This window comes from Pseudomonas sp. JS425, from assembly GCF_018223845.1.
GTDB classification, from domain to species: Bacteria; Pseudomonadota; Gammaproteobacteria; order Pseudomonadales; family Pseudomonadaceae; genus Aquipseudomonas; species Aquipseudomonas asiatica.
Genome location: NZ_CP073661.1, coordinates 4,581,618 through 4,601,349, shown reverse-complemented (window position 1 = coordinate 4,601,349; position 19,732 = coordinate 4,581,618). Strand labels below are relative to the sequence as shown.

The 19,732-nt window shown below is 62.5% G+C and carries 16 protein-coding genes; 10 read left to right on the top strand and 6 right to left on the bottom strand.

Annotated features, from left to right (window positions below):
* The first annotated feature begins 27 nt into the window (after positions 1 to 27).
* The 6 genes from KDB76_RS21325 to KDB76_RS21300 all read left to right on the top strand — a co-directional run bounded on the left by KDB76_RS21325 (position 28) and on the right by KDB76_RS21300 (position 6,625).
* Positions 28 to 888, top strand: coding sequence for a PHP domain-containing protein (locus tag KDB76_RS21325; protein WP_023661025.1), 861 nt, complete (start codon positions 28 to 30; stop codon positions 886 to 888).
* Positions 889 to 901: 13 nt separating this feature from the next.
* On the top strand, positions 902 to 1,531 hold the full coding sequence (locus KDB76_RS21320; protein ID WP_038408376.1) for an L-threonylcarbamoyladenylate synthase: 630 nt from the start codon (positions 902 to 904) through the stop codon (positions 1,529 to 1,531).
* A 125-nt stretch (positions 1,532 to 1,656) separates the two neighbouring features.
* Entirely contained in the window at positions 1,657 to 2,382 is a 726-nt protein-coding gene (locus tag KDB76_RS21315) for a ScpA family protein (RefSeq protein ID WP_162097115.1), read from the top strand.
* Entirely contained in the window at positions 2,369 to 3,139 is a 771-nt protein-coding gene (scpB, locus tag KDB76_RS21310; RefSeq protein ID WP_013973667.1) for an SMC-Scp complex subunit ScpB, read from the top strand. Before KDB76_RS21315 ends, scpB begins: the two co-directional genes overlap by 14 nt.
* Before the next feature lie 274 nt (positions 3,140 to 3,413).
* Positions 3,414 to 4,481: a 23S rRNA pseudouridine(2605) synthase RluB gene (rluB, locus tag KDB76_RS21305; RefSeq protein WP_013973666.1), complete on the top strand. Its 1,068-nt coding sequence runs from the start codon at positions 3,414 to 3,416 to the stop codon at positions 4,479 to 4,481.
* A 725-nt stretch (positions 4,482 to 5,206) separates the two neighbouring features.
* Entirely contained in the window at positions 5,207 to 6,625 is a 1,419-nt protein-coding gene (locus tag KDB76_RS21300) for an amino acid permease (RefSeq protein ID WP_162472729.1), read from the top strand.
* Between the two features lie 176 nt (positions 6,626 to 6,801).
* Here the strand turns inward: KDB76_RS21300 and KDB76_RS21295 are convergent, their stop codons facing one another.
* Positions 6,802 to 7,686 (bottom strand): LysR substrate-binding domain-containing protein, encoded by an 885-nt coding sequence (locus tag KDB76_RS21295; RefSeq protein ID WP_013973663.1) that lies wholly within the window; start codon positions 7,684 to 7,686, stop codon positions 6,802 to 6,804.
* A gap of 152 nt (positions 7,687 to 7,838) precedes the next feature.
* Here KDB76_RS21295 and KDB76_RS21290 point away from each other — a divergent pair, with 152 nt between their 5' ends.
* Positions 7,839 to 10,859 (top strand): FAD-binding and (Fe-S)-binding domain-containing protein, encoded by a 3,021-nt coding sequence (locus KDB76_RS21290; protein WP_024087507.1) that lies wholly within the window; start codon positions 7,839 to 7,841, stop codon positions 10,857 to 10,859.
* A gap of 255 nt (positions 10,860 to 11,114) precedes the next feature.
* On the top strand, positions 11,115 to 12,062 hold the full coding sequence (locus tag KDB76_RS21285; RefSeq protein ID WP_038408539.1) for an IS110 family transposase: 948 nt from the start codon (positions 11,115 to 11,117) through the stop codon (positions 12,060 to 12,062).
* A gap of 112 nt (positions 12,063 to 12,174) precedes the next feature.
* On the opposite strand, the gene KDB76_RS21280 is transcribed toward KDB76_RS21285, so the two are convergent.
* The 4 genes from KDB76_RS21280 to phhA all read right to left on the bottom strand — a co-directional run bounded on the left by KDB76_RS21280 (position 12,175) and on the right by phhA (position 15,055).
* Entirely contained in the window at positions 12,175 to 13,374 is a 1,200-nt protein-coding gene (locus KDB76_RS21280; RefSeq protein WP_038410068.1) for an MFS transporter, read from the bottom strand.
* Positions 13,375 to 13,466: 92 nt separating this feature from the next.
* A complete protein-coding gene (locus KDB76_RS30090) occupies positions 13,467 to 13,595 on the bottom strand; it encodes a hypothetical protein (RefSeq protein ID WP_015271274.1) in 129 nt (42 codons plus the stop codon).
* 275 nt (positions 13,596 to 13,870) lie between these two features.
* A complete protein-coding gene (locus tag KDB76_RS21275; RefSeq protein ID WP_003254532.1) occupies positions 13,871 to 14,227 on the bottom strand; it encodes a 4a-hydroxytetrahydrobiopterin dehydratase in 357 nt (118 codons plus the stop codon).
* Between the two features lie 39 nt (positions 14,228 to 14,266).
* On the bottom strand, positions 14,267 to 15,055 hold the full coding sequence (gene phhA / locus KDB76_RS21270; RefSeq protein WP_003260109.1) for a phenylalanine 4-monooxygenase: 789 nt from the start codon (positions 15,053 to 15,055) through the stop codon (positions 14,267 to 14,269).
* Between the two features lie 255 nt (positions 15,056 to 15,310).
* Here phhA and KDB76_RS21265 point away from each other — a divergent pair, with 255 nt between their 5' ends.
* Entirely contained in the window at positions 15,311 to 16,870 is a 1,560-nt protein-coding gene (locus tag KDB76_RS21265; protein ID WP_024087504.1) for a sigma-54-dependent phenylalanine hydroxylase transcriptional regulator PhhR, read from the top strand.
* A gap of 155 nt (positions 16,871 to 17,025) precedes the next feature.
* On the opposite strand, the gene KDB76_RS21260 is transcribed toward KDB76_RS21265, so the two are convergent.
* On the bottom strand, positions 17,026 to 17,280 hold the full coding sequence (locus tag KDB76_RS21260; protein WP_003260110.1) for a DUF2790 domain-containing protein: 255 nt from the start codon (positions 17,278 to 17,280) through the stop codon (positions 17,026 to 17,028).
* Positions 17,281 to 17,679: 399 nt separating this feature from the next.
* Between KDB76_RS21260 and acs the strand changes: the two genes are divergently transcribed.
* Positions 17,680 to 19,641, top strand: coding sequence for an acetate--CoA ligase (acs, locus tag KDB76_RS21255; protein ID WP_023661365.1), 1,962 nt, complete (start codon positions 17,680 to 17,682; stop codon positions 19,639 to 19,641).
* The last annotated feature ends 91 nt before the right edge of the window (positions 19,642 to 19,732 follow it).

Genomic DNA, 19,732 nt, shown 5'->3' with positions numbered 1-19,732 from the left:
CATCGATTCCAGCGAAAGCGCTCCTCCATGAATGTTGATCTGCACTGTCACAGCACGGCCTCCGACGGCGCCCTGTCGCCCTCGATACTGGTCGCCCGGGCCCATGAGCATGGGGTGCAAACGCTGGCACTGACCGACCATGACACCATCGAAGGCCTGCCCGAGGCGCGCCAGGCGTGCCGCGACAAGGGCATGCACTGGGTCAGCGGGGTGGAGCTGTCGTGCACCTGGGGTGGCGCGACCATCCATGTGCTGGGCTATGACTTCCCGCTCGACGCACCGCCCCTGCTGGCGGCGATCGAAGCGCTGCACCGTGGCCGCTGGCTGCGCGCCGAAGAAATCGACAAACGGCTGGCGGCCAAGGGCATGCCCGGTACCCTCGACGGCGCTCGCGCCGTGCAGCACGAACTGGGCGATAGCGGCAACGCCCCGGCGCGCCCGCATTTTGCCGAGTACCTGGTGCGTGCCGGGCACGTCAAGGATCGCGGCGAGGCGTTTCGCAAATGGCTTGGCGCCGGCAAGCTGGGGGACGTCAAGCAGCACTGGCCGACCCTCGATGAAACCGTCGCCACTTTGCGCCAGTCCAATGCATGGGTGAGCCTGGCGCATCCCATGCACTACGATCTGACCCGCAGCAAGCGCAGAAGGCTGATTGCCGACTATATTCAGGCAGGCGGGCAGGCGCTTGAAGTGGTCAACGGGATGATGCCTGCCGAGCAGGTGGGCACCATGTCCATCCTTACCCGTGAGTTCGGCCTGCTGGCAAGCGCTGGCAGTGACTTCCACGGCCCCGGCACCTGGGGCGAGATCGGTGCCTACCGGCCTTTGCCCGAGGACCTGCCACCTCTGTGGCGCCGATTCAGCCATGAACAGCCTTTGGCGGTATGAACAGGACGACTACGTGAGCCAATTTTTCCAGATTCATCCGGAGAACCCGCAGCAGCGCCTGATCAAGCAGGCTGTCGAGATTATCCGCAAGGGCGGTGTGGTGGTGTACCCGACGGATTCGGCCTATGCACTGGGTTGCCAGATGGGTGACAAGGCGGCCATCGAACGGGTGCGGCGCCTGCGCGGGCTGGACAAGACCCACAACTTCACCCTGATGTGCTGCGACATGTCGCAGCTGGGGTTGTACGCCAAGGTCGACACCGGCACCTTCCGGCTGCTCAAGGCACATGTGCCGGGGCCTTACACGTTCATCCTCAACGGCACGCGCGAAGTGCCGCGCCTGCTGTTGCACGATAAGCGGCGCACCATCGGGCTACGGGTGCCGGCCCATGCCATTACCCTGGCCTTGCTGGCCGAACTGGGCGAGCCGTTGATGAGTGTGAGCCTGATCCTGCCAGGCGACACCGAGCCGATGACCGACCCTTACGAGATCCGCGAGCGCCTGGAGCACCATGTCGACCTTGTGATCGACGGCGGTTTCGGTGACCTCAAGGCATCGACCATCATCGACCTGTCCGGCGATGAACCGGAACTGGTCCGTGAAGGCTGCGGCGACCCCACGCCGTTCCTGGTCAACGCGTGAGCCAGGTGGAAACGCCCGAGGCACCGGCCGAACAGGCCGAAACGCCTCGGCAGCTGCAGCTGGCCCTGGTCTATGGGGAAGCACTGACCGAGCTGCCACTGGACCTGTATATCCCGCCGGACGCCCTGGAAATCATCCTCGAAGCCTTCGAAGGCCCGCTGGACCTGTTGCTGTACCTGATCCGCAAGCAGAACATCGACATCCTCGACATCCCGGTGGCGGAAATCACCCGCCAGTACATGGGCTACGTGGAGCTGATGAAGAGCGTGCGCCTGGAACTGGCCGCCGAATACCTGGTGATGGCTGCCATGCTCGCCGAAATCAAGTCGCGCATGTTGCTGCCGCGCTCGGCCGAGGTCGAGGAGGAGGAGGGTGACCCGCGCGCCGAACTGATTCGCCGGCTGCAGGAGTACGAGCGCTTCAAGGCTGCCGCCGAAGGTATCGATGAATTGCCACGGGTCGGCCGCGAGGTGGTGGTGCCGCGCCTGGAGGCGCCACAGGCCAAGGTGCGCAAGCTGTTGCCCCAGGTCAGCCTGGAAGAGCTGCTGGTGTCGATGGCCGAGGTGATGCGCCGCAACGACCTGTTCGAAAGCCATCAGATCACCCGCGAGACCTTGTCCACCCGCGAGCGCATGAGCCAGGTGCTGGAACGCCTGAAGGGTGGCGGTTTCGTGCCGTTCGTCGAGCTGTTCGCCGCCGAGGAGGGCAAGCTGGGCGTGGTGGTGACCTTCATGGCGATTCTCGAGCTGGTGAAGGAATCGCTGATCGAACTGGTGCAGAATGAACCCTTCGCCGCCATCCACGTGCGGCTTCGCCCGGCGCTTGTTGAAGACCCTGATGAACCTGAATGAACCCCGCGACCTGGCGTCGCTGATCGAAGCTTTCCTGCTGGCTTCGGGCAAGCCGCAATCCCTGGAGCGCCTGTACGAACTGTTCGAGGAAGCCGAGCGACCAGAGCCCAAGGTCTTCAGGCAGGCGCTGGAGCTGCTGGGCAAGTCGTGCAACGGCCGCGCCTTCGAGCTCAAGGAGGTGGCCAGCGGTTACCGCCTGCAGATTCGCGAGGACTTTGCGCCGTGGGTCGGGCGCCTGTGGGAAGAGCGCCCGCAGCGCTACTCGCGCGCGCTGCTGGAAACCCTGGCCCTGATCGCCTACCGCCAGCCTATCACCCGTGGCGAAATCGAAGATGTGCGCGGCGTGGCGGTGAACAGCAACATCATCAAGACCCTGATGGAGCGCGAGTGGATCCGCGTGGTCGGCTACCGCGAAGTGCCCGGGCGGCCGGCGATGTTCGCCACTACCAAGGGGTTTCTCGACCATTTCAACCTCAAGAGCCTGGACGAACTGCCAGCCTTGGCCGAGCTGCGGGAGATGGAGCCGGAGCCGCTGCTCGACCCGGATGATGCGCCAGTGCCGGCGCACCTGCAGGCATTGGCGGATGCCAGCCTTGGGGAAGAGGAAGAGGTTGCCGAGCCGAAGGAGGAGACCAGCTTCCGTAGCCTGCTGGTGGAGCTGGATGCCATGGAAGAGGGGCTGAAGACCGATTTCGATGATTTGCGCGAGGAAGAGCCTGAGGCTGCTGTTGAAGAAGAGGGCAAGGTGCAGCCTTGAATCTTCTGTTGTCTGTGCTGGCCCTTTCGCGGGTAAACCCGCTCCCACAGGGATATCACAGGCCCTGAGAGTGATGCGGTACCTGTGGGAGCGGGTTTACCCGCGAAGAGGCCGGTACTGCCAATACATAACCATTAGGCAGAAACCCCTCGCAAAGCCCACAAAACCCTCTACCCTCCAGTGCGTTCCCCCGCCGAACCGCGTATGATGCGCGGCCTTTTGGCGCGTTCGTCGCCAGAACCCTTATTTCATTCCTACACCGGGAGGTGCCCAGATGAGTGAGCAAGACCTGCAAGATACCGAGATCACCCCTCCATCCGGCGAAAAGCTGCAGAAAGTGCTGGCGCGCATTGGCGTTGGCTCGCGCCGTGACGTCGAGGCCTGGATCAGCCAGGGCCGCATCAAGGTCAACGGCGTCGAGGCCACCCTCGGCCAGCGCGTCGACCTGCACGACGCCATTGCCGTGGATGGCAAACTGATCAAGCGCGAAGAGGCCGCCGAGGCCACCCGCCGGGTGATCATGTACAACAAGCCCGATGGCGAGATCTGCACCCGTGACGACCCGGAAGGCCGCCCGACAGTGTTCGACCGCCTGCCACGGCCGAAAGAAGGCCGCTGGATCAACATCGGCCGCCTCGACATCAACACCACCGGCCTGCTGCTGTTCACCACCGACGGTGAACTGGCCAACCGCCTGATGCACCCGTCCTACGAGATGGACCGTGAGTACGCGGTACGTGTGCGTGGTGAGGTCGACGACGAGATGATCGAGCGCCTGAAGGCCGGCGTGATGCTGGAAGATGGCCCTGCCAAGTTCACCGACATCCAGAAGGCACCCGGTGGCGAAGGCTTCAACCACTGGTACCACTGCGTGGTGATGGAAGGCCGTAACCGTGAAGTGCGTCGCCTGTGGGAGTCCCAGGGCATGGTGGTCAGCCGCCTGAAGCGCGTGCGTTTCGGCCCGGTGTTCCTCAACTCCGACCTGCCGATGGGCCGCTGGCGTGAAATGACCCAGGGCGAAATCGACATCCTCGCCGCAGAGGTAGGCCTGCAGCCGGTGGCGCTGCCAGCCATGAAGCTCAAGGCCAAGGACAAGATGGAGCGCCTGCAGCGCAAATCGACCCGCCCGCTGGGCCGTGGCGAGCGCGTGCGCAGCCTGCGCCCGGCCCACGAAGGTGCTGCTGCCGGGGAACGCCCGGCGCGCCAGGCGCGTGAAGAGGCCCCGCGCAAGACCGGCCGTGGCAGCACCGTGGCCGAACGCCCGAGCGAGATGCGCAAGCGTCCGGCCAAGCCTGAAGGTGACAAGCCGGCAGGCCGTGGCCGCGGCAAACCGCGTGGCTGATTGGCCTTTGCGTTGAAACAGAACCAGCCTTCGGGCTGGTTTTTTATGGCTGTGAGAATTTGGGGCTTCTGCGCAGCCCATCGCGACACAAGGCCGCTCCCACAGAAAACGCGTCACCTGTGGGAGCGGCCTTGTGTCGCGAAAGGGCCGCAAAGCGGACCCAAGATACTGAACAAAAAGAATTTTTCGGACGACTGGCAAGTTCCTGAACCACCTTGTAAAGAAAATTGTACGAATGTGGTCGGTTTCAGCCCGGATTTCAGATTAGGTCGAATCGTGTAAACAAACCTTGCCGCCGGCTCACCGTCAAAACAGCCGACAAAGCCCCGCCCACCCTTGCCCAAAGCCCCGCCCCACGGTGTTATAGCCGCCATTGCCGTGTGCAAAAGCCTGTCCACAGAGCCGGGCTGACAAAACAACAAATGGAGGCGCCATGTACGCCGATCACTTCGCCTTTCAAGGCCCACACCACAGGATCGCTGCGTTTTTTCCCGAGGAAAGGATGCAACGCGTTGACGCCTGCGCGTTTGCAGGGGTATACAGTGCGCCGCGTTTTACCTGTGACTCCTTTGCGTACCGCGCACTCTTGATCACGCCTGGTTGACCCGCTCCGGCGGCACCTGAGGTCAGGAAACCCAAGGTAACCACCTTGCCCATTCCGCTGCGCCACGAGCGCGGTGGGTCCGATTCCGTCACAGATAAAAACAATGCAGGTGACTTCGTTCATGAGTGGACAAAACATGCATTCAGGCGAGCTCAAGCGGGGCCTGAAGAACCGCCATATCCAGTTGATCGCCCTCGGTGGTGCGATTGGTACCGGCCTGTTCCTCGGCTCGGCAGGCGTGATGAAATCCGCTGGCCCGTCGATGATCCTTGGCTACGCCATCTGCGGCTTCATCGCCTTCATGATCATGCGCCAGCTCGGCGAAATGATCGTCGAAGAGCCGGTGGCCGGCTCGTTCAGCCATTTCGCCCACACCTACTGGGGTGGTTTCGCCGGCTTCCTGTCGGGCTGGAACTGCTGGGTGCTGTACATCCTGGTGGGCATGTCGGAGCTTTCGGCGGTCGGCAAGTATGTCCACTACTGGTGGCCGGAGATCCCCACCTGGGTTACGGCGGCAGCGTTCTTCGTGCTGATCAACGCCATCAACCTGATGAACGTGAAGTTCTTCGGTGAGGCCGAATTCTGGTTTGCCATCATCAAGGTGGTGGCCATCGTCAGCATGATCGGCCTGGGTGCCTACCTGCTGACCAGCGGCAGCGGCGGCCCCGAGGCAACCGTGGCCAACCTGTGGTCGCACGGTGGCTTCTTCCCGAACGGTGTCAGCGGGCTGGTGATGGCCCTGGCGTTCATCATGTTCTCCTTCGGTGGCCTGGAAATGCTTGGCTTCACCGCTGCCGAGGCCGACAAGCCGAAGACCGTGATCCCCAAGGCAATCAACCAGGTCATCTACCGTGTCCTGATCTTCTATGTTGGTGCCCTGGTGGTGCTGCTGTCGCTGACCCCATGGGACAACCTGGTAGCCAGTATCGATGCCTCCGGTGGCAGCTATGGCAGCAGCCCGTTCGTGCAGGTGTTCTCGCTGCTGGGCAGTGACGTGGCCGCGCACCTGCTGAACTTCGTGGTCCTGACTGCAGCGCTGTCGGTGTACAACAGTGGCACCTACTGCAACGCCCGCATGCTGCTGGGCATGGCCGAACAAGGTGACGCTCCGGCGTCGCTGGCCAAGGTCGACAGCCGCGGTGTGCCGGTGCGCTCGATCCTGGCGTCGGCAGGCGTGACGCTGATCGCGGTGCTGCTCAACTACCTGATGCCGCAAAACGCCCTGGAACTGCTGATGTCGCTGGTGGTGGCTACCCTGGTGATCAACTGGGCGATGATCAGTTACTCGCACCTGAAGTTCCGCCAGCACCTGGACCGCACTGGCCAGAAGCCGCTGTTCAAGGCGCTGTGGTACCCCTATGGCAACTACATCTGCCTGGCGTTCGTGGTGCTGATCCTGGGCATCATGGCGATGATCCCGGGTATCCAGGTTTCCGTGTATGCGATCCCGGTGTGGCTGTTTGCCATGTTCGTGGTCTACATGGTCAAGCCGCGTCGCAAGGCGCAGGCCCTTGGGGCTGCTGGTAGCGTGGCCAGGTAAGGCGCTGCAGGTAGCGTGCAAATAACCCGAAGTCAGGAACTGGCTTCGGGTTTTTTATTGCCTGTACCGGCCCCTTCGCGGGTAAACCCGCTCCCACAGGGACATCACCTGATCTGAAAGCAGCGCTATACCTGTGGGAGCGGGTTTACCCGCGAAGAGGCCGGCACAGGCAAAAATCAGATCTGCTCCAGCAACCAACTGCGAAACGCCCGCAGCGACGGCAATGCCTCATTGCGCGGGGGGTAGATCAGGTAATAACTGCGCTGGCTGGCAAATGCCACCCCTGGGCTGTAGAGCTCACCCTTGGCCAGTTCTTCCTCCACCAGTATGCGCGGCACCAGCCCGATGCCGATCCCGGCCCGTACCGCCTGGATCAGGTGCGAGGTCAGCTCGAAGCTCGGCCCCAGGCGCATCGCCCGGTGCGCCAGGCCATGGTGCGAGAACCACTCGCCCCAGGCATGCGGGTTGTTGGCCACATTCAGCAGCACCTCTTCACTGATGCGTGCAGGGCTCCAGCCTTGGCTGTCCGCACCAGCCTCAGGCGGCAATATCACCACCAGTTCCTCGGCATGCAGGCGATGGCAGATCAACCCCGGCAGGTCGTGGCTGGCCACGCCGATGGCGGCATCGATCTCGCTGGTGTCGAAGTTGATGGCTTCGATGCGTGAATGTATGTGCACCAGCATGCCCGGGTGTGCGCTGTAGAAGGCATGCAACCGCGGCAGCAGCCATTTCGAACCGAAGGTGGGCAGGGTGGCCAGGCGCAAGGTGCCTACCCCCGACTGGTAGGCCAACGCCTGCAAGGTGGCGCTGCGGATGCGCCCCAGTGCCTCGCTGAGCTCGCGCTGGTACAGGCGGCCGACATCGGTCAGCTGCACCTGGCGCCCCTCGCGGCGGAACAGGGTCAGGCCCAGTTGCTGCTCCAGCGCCTGCACCTGGCGGCTGACCGCGCTCTGGGTGAGCGACAGCTCGGCGGCGGCTCGGGTGTAGCTTTCATGCCGGGCGGCAGCCTCGAAAGCCAGTAGCAGCGACATGGACGGGGTGAGATGGCGGTAATTCATTCATAAAAGTCATTAATAGCGGCAGGATTATCCGTTTGCCCCTGAAGCGAAACTACAGGAACATTGGCCTGCACGTCACCTCCGCATGTCATCACCCATGCCGGAACGACAGGAATCCCGTGAATTAGCCAATATCAAGAGGCCATCCTTCGATGATCGCCCAGCTGCCGACCGTTGCCCCGAGCGCCAACTACCCCGAATTCCTCGAAGCCCTGCGCAACAGCGGCTTCCGTGGCCAGATCAGTGCCGACTACGGCACCCGCACGGTGCTGGCCACCGACAACTCGATCTACCAGCGCTTGCCACAGGCGGCGGTGTTCCCGCTGGACGCCGATGATGTGGCGCGGGTCGCCACGCTGATGGCCGAGGGGCGCTTCCAGCAGGTCAAGCTGACCCCGCGCGGTGGTGGTACCGGCACCAACGGGCAGTCGCTGACCGACGGTATCGTCGTCGACCTGTCGCGGCACATGAACAAAATCCTCGAAATCAACGTCGAGGAACGCTGGGTGCGGGTGCAGGCCGGTACTGTCAAGGACCAGCTCAACGCTGCGCTCAAGCCGCACGGGCTGTTCTTCGCCCCCGAGCTGTCCACCTCCAACCGTGCCACTGTCGGCGGCATGATCAACACCGACGCCAGCGGCCAGGGCAGCTGCACCTATGGCAAGACCCGCGACCACGTACTGGAGCTGCACAGCGTGCTGCTCGGCGGCGAGCGCCTGCACAGCCTGCCGATCGACGATGCCGCGCTGGAGCAGGCCTGTGCTGCGCCCGGCCGGGTCGGCGAGGTGTACCGCATGGCGAGGGAGATCCAGGAAACCCAGGCCGATCTCATCGAAGCCACCTTCCCCAAGCTCAACCGTTGCCTGACCGGTTATGATCTGGCCCACCTGCGCGACGAGCAGGGCCGCTTCAACCTCAACAGCGTGCTGTGCGGTGCCGAGGGCTCGCTGGGCTATGTGGTCGAAGCCAAGCTCAATGTGCTGCCGATCCCCAAGTACGCCGTGCTGGTCAACGTGCGCTACACCAGCTTCATGGATGCCCTGCGTGACGCCAACGCGTTGATGGCGCACAAGCCGCTGTCGATCGAGACTGTCGACTCCAAGGTGCTGATGCTGGCGATGAAGGATATCGTCTGGCACAGCGTCGCCGAATACTTCCCGGCCGACCCCGAGCGCCCGACCCTGGGCATCAACCTGGTGGAGTTCTGCGGCGACGAGCCGGCCGAGGTCAATGCCAAGGTGCAAGCGTTCATCCAGCACCTGCAGAACGACACCAGCGTCGAGCGCCTGGGCCACACCCTGGCCGAGGGCGCCGAGGCGGTGACCCGCGTCTATACCATGCGTAAACGTTCGGTGGGCCTGCTGGGCAACGTCGAGGGCGAAGTACGCCCGCAACCGTTCGTGGAAGACACCGCGGTACCGCCGGAGCAACTGGCCGACTACATCGCCGACTTCCGTGCACTGCTCGATGGCTACGGCCTGGCCTATGGCATGTTCGGCCACGTCGATGCCGGCGTGCTGCACGTGCGCCCGGCGCTGGACATGAAGGACCCGGCCCAGGCCGCACTGGTCAAGCCGATTTCCGACGCCGTGGCGGCGCTGACCAAAAGCTATGGCGGCTTGCTGTGGGGCGAGCACGGCAAGGGCCTGCGTTCTGAATACGTGCCGGAGTACTTCGGCGAGCTGTACCCGGCGCTGCAGCGCCTTAAAGGCGCCTTCGACCCACACAACCAGCTCAACCCGGGCAAGATCTGCACCCCGTTGGGCAGTGCCGAAGGCCTGACCCCGGTCGATGGCGTAACCCTGCGCGGCGATCTCGACCGCACCATCGACGAACGCGTGTGGCAGGACTTCCCCAGCGCCGTGCACTGCAACGGCAACGGCGCCTGCTACAACTACGACCCCAACGACGCCATGTGCCCGTCGTGGAAGGCCACCCGCGAGCGCCAGCACTCGCCCAAGGGCCGTGCCTCGCTGATGCGCGAATGGCTGCGCCTGCAGGGCGAAGCCGATATCGACGTGCTGGCGGCGGCACGCAACAAGGTGTCGTGGCTCAAGGGCCTGCCGGCACGCCTGCGCAACAACCGTGCGCGCAGCCAGGGCCAGGAAGACTTCTCCCATGAGGTGTACGACGCCATGGCCGGCTGCCTGGCGTGCAAGTCGTGCGCCGGGCAGTGCCCGATCAAGGTCAACGTGCCGGACTTCCGCTCGCGCTTCCTCGAGCTGTACCACGGCCGCTACCAGCGCCCGCTGCGTGACTACCTGATCGGTTCGCTGGAGTTCACCATCCCGTACCTGGCCCACGCGCCCGGGCTGTACAACGCGGTGATGGGCTCGAAGTGGGTGAGCAAGCTGCTGGCCGACAAGGTCGGCATGGTCGACAGCCCGCTGATCAGTCGCTTCAACTTCCAGGCCACCCTGACCCGCTGCCGCGTCGGCGTGGCCAGCGTGCCGGCCCTGCGTGAACTGACCCCGGCCCAGCGCGAGCGCAGCATCGTGCTGGTGCAGGATGCCTTTACCCGTTACTTCGAGACGCCGCTGCTGTCGGCCTTCATCGACCTGGCGCACCGTCTGGGCCACCGGGTGTTCCTGGCGCCGTACAGTGCCAACGGCAAGCCACTGCACGTTCAGGGCTTCCTCGGTGCGTTCGCCAAGGCGGCGATCCGCAATGCCACCCAGCTCAAGGCCCTGGCTGACTGCGGCGTGCCGCTGGTGGGCCTGGATCCGGCGATGACCCTGGTGTATCGCCAGGAGTACCAGAAAGTGCCGGGCCTGGATGGCTGCCCGCAGGTGCTGTTGCCACAGGAGTGGTTGATGGACGTGCTGCCGGAGCAGGCACCGACCGCGCCGGGCACTTTCCGCCTGATGGCGCACTGCACCGAGAAGACCAACGTGCCGGCCAGCACCAAGCAGTGGGAGCAGGTGTTTGCCCGCCTTGGCCTGAAGCTGGTGACCGAGGCGACTGGCTGCTGCGGTATGTCCGGTACCTATGGGCACGAGGCGCGCAACCAGGACACCTCGCGGACCATCTTCGAGCAGTCGTGGGCGACCAAGCTGGACAAAGAAGGCGAGCCGCTGGCGACCGGTTACTCGTGCCGCAGCCAGGTCAAGCGCATGACCGAGCGGCAGATGCGCCACCCGCTGGAAGTGGTGCTGCAGTACGCTCAGCGCTGACCTTCACGGCCCCGGGGGCTGCCTTGCAGCCCATCGCCGGCAAGCCAGCTTGTATGGTTAGACTTGAAGGGAGGAGGAGGGACAAAGCCAGCTTCTGACTGTTAGCGCAGTACAGACCGTGGGAGATCTCGCCCCTCCTCCCTTTTCACCCAAGCGCCGATAAAGAATGCTTCCGGGCTCAGACCGACGAAAGACACAAGCCAGCGCCTCTGGGTGACCCTTCAAGTGCTTCAACACTATCGAGGAGAGTTGCTCATGGCAATGGTGGTTGCTGATTCAAAGCGGCTGATTGGCGTGGATGTGGCCAAAGCGGAACTGGTCATCTGGGACGATGAATCAGCAGAGCTCATAGCAATCCCCAATACCAAAGCAGCTATTAAGAAATGGCTCAAAGGCCTCTCGGGTGCGATGTCCGTGGCCATCGAGGCGACCAACATCTATCACGTTCTGTTTACGGATCTGGCCTTTGAGTTTGGGCATACGATCTACGTGGTAGATGGTTACGCCCTGAGCCATTACCGCAAAGGCGTCAACGTACGCGCTAAGACAGATGCAATTGATGCCCAGCTGTTGGCCCGCTATCTGAAGAACGAAGGACAGGACCTTACGCCTTGGGCGCCGCCACCGGCTATCTATCGACAACTTCTGAGCCTGTTTCGGCGACGTGCGGGACTGGTCCAGGCACGAACCAGCCTGTCTCAGGGATGGGCTAATGAACCGCTACTTAGAGCCGCCTTCAAGACACATCTGCGTGCGATGCAGCGGCTTGAGCTGCTGGTGGAGAAGATGATCAAGGGTCTGCTGGAAAAGGCCGGACTGATGCCTCAGGTAAAGCGCTGCATGAAGGTCGAGGGGATTGGTTTTCTAACGGCTGCACGCCTGACTGCGACGTTTCAGCGTGGCAACTTCAGCGGGGGTGATGCGTTTATCGCCTTTTTGGGTATGGATCTGAGGATTGCGCAGTCGGGGCAGAAAAAAGGGCAATCCAAGCTCACGAAGCGAGGAGACCCCGAAGCTCGACGCCTCCTTCACAACGCAGCCATGTCGGCATGCCGCACGGCAGTATGGAAATCGTACTACGAAGAGCGCCTGGCACGTGGTTTTAGCACGACAGCATCGCTTGTCATGCTCGCACGCAAATTGGCGCGAGTAGTATTTGCCCTACTGAAAAGCGGAGATGAGTATCGGTCAAAAGCCGCTTAAAAAACTTCCCTAAAACCATAGAATCTCCCACAGGTGTAGCGTCAGCCTTGGTTCATGCGGTCCTGTGGGAGCTGGCTTGCCGGCGATAGGGCCAGTGCAGGCAGTACATAAATCAGGTTTCCTGTGCGCGATCCCGCCTTCGCTGCGCCTGCCGATACAGATACAGGCTCAACACCAGCCCGCAAGCCGCCGCCGCTGCCGCAAACAGAAACATCGAAGCAAACCCGAACCCCGCTGCCACCGCGCCTACCAGTGGCCCGGTCACCCCCAGCGACAAATCGATGAACAGCGAATAAGCCCCCACCGCCGCCCCGCGGTTGGCCGCTGACACCTGGTTCACCGCCTCCACCCCCAGTGCCGGGAACACCAGCGAGAAGCCGAACCCGCTCAGTGCGGCCCCCGCCAACGCCAGTTCGGCGCTAGGCGCCAGCCACAGCATCAGCAGCCCGAGTGTTTCCACCGACAGGCAGGCGATCGCCACCCGGAACCCGCCAAGCCGGTTGATCAGGTTGCCGAACAGTAGTCGCGCACTGATGAAACTGGCGCCGAACAGGCTCAGGGTCAGTGCCGCATTGGCCCAGCCACGGCTGGCGTAATACAAGGTGATGAAGGTGGCGATGGTGCCAAAGCCGATCGAGCCCAGGGCAAGCCCCGAGCCGTGCGGGAACACCTTGCCCAGCACCCGCAGGAACGGCAGGCGCACGCCACTGACGATCGGTGCGGCCTGTTTGGGCCAGGCCAGCAGCAACCCGAGCGCACACAGCAGGATGATGCTCACGCCCATGCTCCACAGGCCCAGGCTCTTGACCATCAGCACGCCCAACGGAGCGCCGATGGCCAGCGCGCCATAGCTGGCGATGCCGTTCCAGGAAATGACCTTGGCCGTGTTTTCAGCACCTACGCGGCCAATGCCCCAGCCAATGGAACCGGAGCCCACCAGGCTTTCCGCACTGCCGAGTACCAGGCGGCCGACCAGCAGGCAGGCCAGGCTAAGCCAGGGCAGGTGGGTGAGGAAGGCGCAGGCCAGCATGAACACCCCGCAGAGCCCGCAGCCGGCCAAGCCATACATGACCGCCTTCTTGCTGCCGTAGTTGTCGATGATGCGGCTGGCGGTGGGGCGGCTGAGCAGGGTGGCCAGGTACTGCACGCTGATCACCAGGCCCGCGACCACGGCACTGAAGCCCAGGTCGTTGTGCACATAGCCGGGCAATACGGCCAGCGGGATGCCGATGTTCAGGTAGCCGATGAAGGTGAAGAGGACGATGGAGACGACTTGCAGGGTGACCGCAAGGGGGCGCGGTGAGTGGGGCATGAGGGCCTACGTGGGTTCTGGACGGTGTGAAAACGTGATGACGGGGGGTGGCCCGCAGGTCAGCCGTTTTCACACAGTCGGGGGATGCGCGGTTATTCCTGGTCAGCGCTGGATTGATCGTCACCATCCTGCTCGACGGCAGCTGCCGGTTCGGCGTGAACGGTAACGGTTGGCTCTTCTGGGTTCAGGCTTGGGAAGGGAAGATTCGGGATTTCATGCATCTCGTCGTTCCTCGCAAGTGTGAGTGAAAAGTCTGCGCCAGGCGCGTTTGAAGCTTTGCAAAGCTGGGGCAGGATACACAAGTCTGGATGACAGTTTGGGTTTTTTTGGCGGTCGCTTGTCGGTTTTGCGGGCGAACAGCGAACATTTTTCCTGCAAAAAACTGGGGCCCCTGTGGGAGCGGGTTTACCCGCGAACACCGGCGAAGCCGGTGCCATGCACCGCGGTGTCTGCTTCGCGGGTGAACCCGCTCCCACAGGCTCCAGTTTCTCAGTGCTTACTTGCGGCCTTCAGCCGTCTCCGCCACCTTGTCGGTGCGTGCGCACATGATGAAGTCATTGCGGTGCAGGCCTTTGATCGAGTGGCTCCACCAAGTCACGGTGACCTTGCCCCACTCGGTCAGCAGGCCCGGGTGGTGGCCTTCGGCCTCGGCGATCTCGCCCACGGCATTGGTGAACGCCAGGGCGTGCTTGAAGTTCTTGAACAGGAACACGCGTTCCAGCTCCATGTGGCCGTCACGTACTTCGATGTTCCAGTCCGGGATTTCGCGAATTAGCTCGGCCAGCTCTTCGTCGGTGACCTTTGGTGCGTCGGCGCGGCAGGCTTCGCAATGGGCTTGGTTCAAGGCATTCATGTGGTGTTTTCCGGTTCGAGTTGTTATCGGCAAGGTCGCTCAGGCAGCGACCTTGGGTGGAAACTTCGGTGCGTGCAGGCCCAGCTGCATGGCTTTGTGAACCATGCCCATGATGTCTTCGTGGGCCAGGTCGAACAGACGCTTCATGTTCGGTAGCACGAAATACAACGGCTGCAGGATGTCGATGCGATACGGTGTGCGCATGGCCTCGATCGGGTCGAAGGCCTGGTGCTCGGGCTCGCCAGACAGACTGTAGACGGTCTCCTTTGGCGACGAGAGGATGCCGCCGCCATAGATCTTGCGGCCCTGCGCGGTTTCCATCAGGCCGAACTCGATGGTCATCCAGTACAGGCGCGCCAGGTAAACGCGTTGTTCCTTGGTCGCGGCCAGGCCGAGCTTGCCGTAGGTATGGGTGAATTCGGCGAACCAGGGGTTGGTCAGCAGCGGGCAGTGGCCGAAGATCTCGTGGAAGATATCGGGCTCTTGCAGGTAGTCCAGCTCTTCCGGGGTACGGATGAAGGTGGCTACCGGGAAGCGCTTGCTGGCCAGCAGTTCGAAGAAGGTCTGGAAGGGGATCAGCGCCGGGACCCGGGCAACCTGCCAACCGGTGGTCGCGCCCAGCACCTTGTTGATCTCGCCCAGTTGCGGAATACGGTCATGGGGCAGCTTGAGCTGGTCGATGCCGTCCAGGTATTCCTGGCACGCGCGGCCTTCGATCACTTTCAGCTGACGGGTGATCAGGGTGTTCCATACCGCATGCTCTTGCTGCGGGTAATCGATAAAACCATGCGCATCGGGCTCGCGTGCCACGTATTGCGTCTGTTTCATGTGGCTCTCCTGGTGAGGGCTTTTCTTGTTATGTGCAGGACATGCCTAAGGAATATCCCTTCGCTGGCCGCTTTGCACGGGGTGGGGCGCGGGGGCGGCTGGCTCGCGACGATGAATTCGTAACGATAATTTTACAAAAAGACGCAGGTGTCGGAAAATCCGAGGCGTCTGGCTGAAGCTTCGGCTGTTTTTGTCAGCTTATCTTTACGACTTTTCTGCGCGGTGTTGAAAAACATCGGCGCTTCGAGAGCCCTCATGCGTATCAAAGTGCATTGCCAGAACCGTATTGGCATCCTGCGCGACATCCTCAACCTGCTGGTGGAGTACGGCATCAACGTGCTGCGCGGCGAGGTGGGCGGTGACCATGGCAACGCCATCTACCTGCATTGCCCGAACCTGATCAATCTGCAGTTCCAGGCGCTGCGGCCGAAGTTCGAGGCGATTGCCGGGGTATTCGGTGTCAAGCGCGTGGGGCTGATGCCCAGCGAGCGCCGGCACATGGAGCTGAATGCGTTGCTGGGTGCGCTGGACTTTCCGGTACTGTCGATCGACATGGGCGGCAGCATCGTCGCCGCCAACCGTGCCGCTGCGCAGCTGCTGGGGGTGCGGGTGGACGAGGTGCCGGGCATGCCGCTGGCCCGCTATGTGGAGGACTTCGACCTGCCGGAGCTGGTGCGCGCCAACAAGTCGCGCATCAACGGCCTGCGCATCAAGGTCAAGGGCGATGTGTTCCTGGCCGATATCGCGCCGCTGCAGTCCGAGCACGACGACAGCGAGGCGCTGGCCGGCGCGGTGCTGACCCTGCACCGCGCCGACCGAATCGGTGAGCGCATCTATAACGTGCGCAAGCAGGAGCTGCGCGGTTTCGACAGTATTTTCCAGAGCTCGCGGGTGATGGCTGCGGTGGTGCGCGAGGCGCGGCGCATGGCGCCGCTGGACGCGCCTTTGCTGATCGAGGGCGAGACCGGCACCGGCAAGGAGTTGCTGGCGCGTGCCTGCCACCTGGCAAGCCCGCGCGGCCAGTCGCCGTTGATGGCGCTCAACTGCGCCGGGTTGCCCGAGTCGATGGCCGAGACCGAGCTGTTCGGCTACGGCCCCGGGGCATTCGAAGGGGCGCGGGCCGAGGGCAAGCTGGGGCTGCTGGAGCTGACCGCCGGTGGCACGTTGTTTCTCGACGGGGTAGGGGAGATGAGCCCGCGCCTGCAGGTGAAGCTGCTGCGTTTTCTGCAGGATGGCTGCTTCCGTCGTGTCGGCAGCGATGAAGAGGTGTACCTGGATGTGCGAGTGATCTGCGCGACCCAGGTGGATTTGTCCGAATTGTGTGCCCGGGGCGAGTTTCGTCAGGACCTGTATCACCGGCTCAATGTGTTGTCGCTGCACATTCCACCATTGCGCGAATGCATGGATGGCCTGGAAGGGCTGGTGCAGCACTTTCTCGACCAGGCCAGCCGGCAGATCGGCTGCGCCATGCCGCGCCTGGCGCCGGCGGCGATGGACAAACTCGGCCAGTATCATTGGCCGGGTAATGTAAGGCAGTTGGAAAACGTGTTGTTCCAGGCGGTTTCGTTATGCGAAGGCGGCGTGGTCAAAAGTGAACATATACGTTTGCCGGATTACGGCGTGCGCCAACCGCTGGGTGAGTTTTCGCTGGACGGGGATCTTTCGCAGATTGTCGGGCGCTTTGAAAAAGCGGTGCTGGAAAGTTTGATGGGGGAATTCCCGAGTAGTCGGGCTTTAGGTAAAAGACTGGGTGTTTCGCATACGACTATTGCCAACAAGTTGAGGGATTATTCGTTGGGCAAGTCGGTAGATTAATAAGCGGTTGGTCAATAACCTGTTAATCAGGTGCAATATTCTTCGCGGGCTTGCCCGCTCCCACAGGTACCGCGCCAAATTCAGGGCAGGCGCTGTACCTGTGGGAGCGGGCAAGCCCGCGAATGGGGCCCGCAGGGCCCCCAATTCACAAGGTATCAGCCGTTCGAGCAGCCGTTCCCCATCACGCGGTATTCGAGAATGTGCTTCTGGCCCTTGGAGTCCTCGTAGGTCATGCGGGCTGGCACGACTTCGCACACATTGGGCACTTCGCTCATGGAAATGACGCGGGCAATGTCCAGGTGCTGCGAGTAACTGTACTGTTCAACCGGAATCTGCTCGGCATCTTTGGCTTCGCCGGCCATCGCCGCGCCGCAAAGACTGCCAAGTACCAATACCAGTAAAGCTTTCATTTTCAATTTACCTGTCTAAGGTCGTGAGGGGGGCACGCGGCGCTTATGGCGCCGCGAGTATTGCTAGTTTTAACTATCAGGTTTGGAGGGGGATTAACGCTTGCCTTCGTGGGGGCTGTTACCAGTTGTTAATCGCCTTGCCGTTGCTGGCGAGGTGAATTTTATGGCTGGGGCCAAGGCCGAAACAGTGGGTCTTTTGATAAAGTGTTTTGACAGAATCTGTAACAATCCTCTGGTAAACCGCGCCCGTAATTTCTCGCCTGGGCTGTAAGGTGCGTGCCAGAGCGCTTTGTCGGGACGGGCGTACCAAATTACTACCAACGTCGAATGGCTTTTGTCGCTCTGGTACAGTTACAAACGGTTCCATACAAAAACAACTATTACACCGAGGTAACACAGATGAGTGCGGCTCCACTGTATCCCGTTCGTCCCGAGGTTGCGGCCACCACCCTGACCGACGAGGCCACCTACAAGGCCATGTACCAGCAATCGGTGATCAACCCGGACGGCTTCTGGCGCGAGCAGGCCCAGCGCATCGACTGGATCAAGCCGTTCACCAAGGTCAAGCAGACCTCCTTCGACGACCATCACGTCGATATCAAATGGTTCGCCGACGGCACTCTGAACGTTTCCTCCAACTGCCTGGACCGCCACCTCGAAGAGCGCGGTGACCAGTTGGCCATCATCTGGGAAGGCGACGACCCTTCCGAACACCGCAACATCACCTACCGCGAACTGCACGAGCAGGTCTGCAAGTTCGCCAACGCCTTGCGTGGCCAGGATGTGCACCGGGGTGACGTGGTCACCATCTACATGCCGATGATCCCCGAAGCCGTGGTCGCCATGCTGGCCTGTGCCCGTATCGGTGCGATTCACTCGGTGGTGTTCGGCGGCTTCTCGCCCGAAGCGCTGGCCGGCCGTATCATCGACTGCAAGTCCAAGGTCGTGATCACCGCAGACGAAGGCGTACGCGGTGGCCGCCGTACCCCGCTCAAGGCCAACGTCGACCTGGCGCTGACCAACCCTGAAACCAACAGCGTGCAGAAGATCATCGTGTGCAAGCGCACCGGTGGCGACATTGCCTGGCACCAGCACCGCGACATCTGGTACGAAGACCTGATGAAAGTCGCCTCCAGCCACTGCGCGCCGAAAGAGATGGGTGCCGAGGAAGCGCTGTTCATCCTTTATACCTCCGGCTCCACCGGCAAGCCGAAGGGCGTGCTGCACACCACCGGTGGCTACCTGGTATATGCAGCGCTGACCCATGAGCGCGTGTTCGACTATCGCCCGGGCGAGGTGTACTGGTGCACCGCCGACGTGGGTTGGGTCACTGGCCACAGCTACATCGTCTATGGCCCGCTGGCCAACGGCGCCACCACCCTGCTGTTCGAGGGCGTGCCGAACTACCCGGACATCACTCGTGTGTCGAAGATCATCGACAAGCACAAGGTCAACATCCTGTACACCGCGCCAACCGCTATCCGCGCGATGATGGCCGAAGGGCAGGCTGCAGTCGAAGGTGCCGATGGCTCCAGCCTGCGCCTGCTGGGCTCGGTGGGTGAGCCGATCAACCCCGAAGCCTGGAACTGGTACTACAAGGCCGTGGGCAAGGAGCGTTGCCCGATCGTCGACACCTGGTGGCAGACCGAGACCGGCGGCATCCTGATCAGCCCGCTGCCTGGCGCCACCGGCCTCAAGCCAGGCTCGGCAACGCGTCCGTTCTTCGGCGTGGTGCCGGCGCTGGTGGATAACCTGGGCAACCTGATCGAGGGCGCTGCCGAGGGCAACCTGGTGATCCTCGATTCCTGGCCGGGCCAGTCGCGTTCGCTGTACGGCGACCACGACCGTTTCGTCGATACCTACTTCAAGACCTTCCGTGGCATGTACTTCACCGGCGACGGTGCGCGCCGCGACGAGGATGGCTACTACTGGATCACCGGTCGCGTGGATGACGTGCTGAACGTGTCCGGTCACCGCATGGGTACTGCCGAAATCGAAAGCGCCATGGTGGCGCATGCGAAAGTGGCCGAAGCTGCGGTGGTGGGTGTGCCGCACGACATCAAGGGGCAGGGCATCTATGTGTATGTCACCCTCAATGCCGGTATCGAGGCCAGCGAGCAGCTGCGCCTGGAGCTGAAGAACTGGGTGCGCAAGGAAATCGGCCCGATCGCCTCGCCGGATGTGATCCAGTGGGCGCCGGGGCTGCCGAAGACCCGGTCGGGCAAGATCATGCGCCGCATCCTGCGCAAGATTGCCACCGGTGAGTACGATGCCCTGGGTGATATCTCGACCCTGGCCGACCCGGGTGTGGTGCAACACCTGATCGATACCCACAAGGCCATGAGCCTGGCTTCGGCCTGATAGCGAAGCTCGCAAACGCTGGATGCGTTGCGCTATCTCAGTGGGAGCGGCTTTAGCCGCGAAGAACCCAGCGCGGTGGATGGCACCGGCG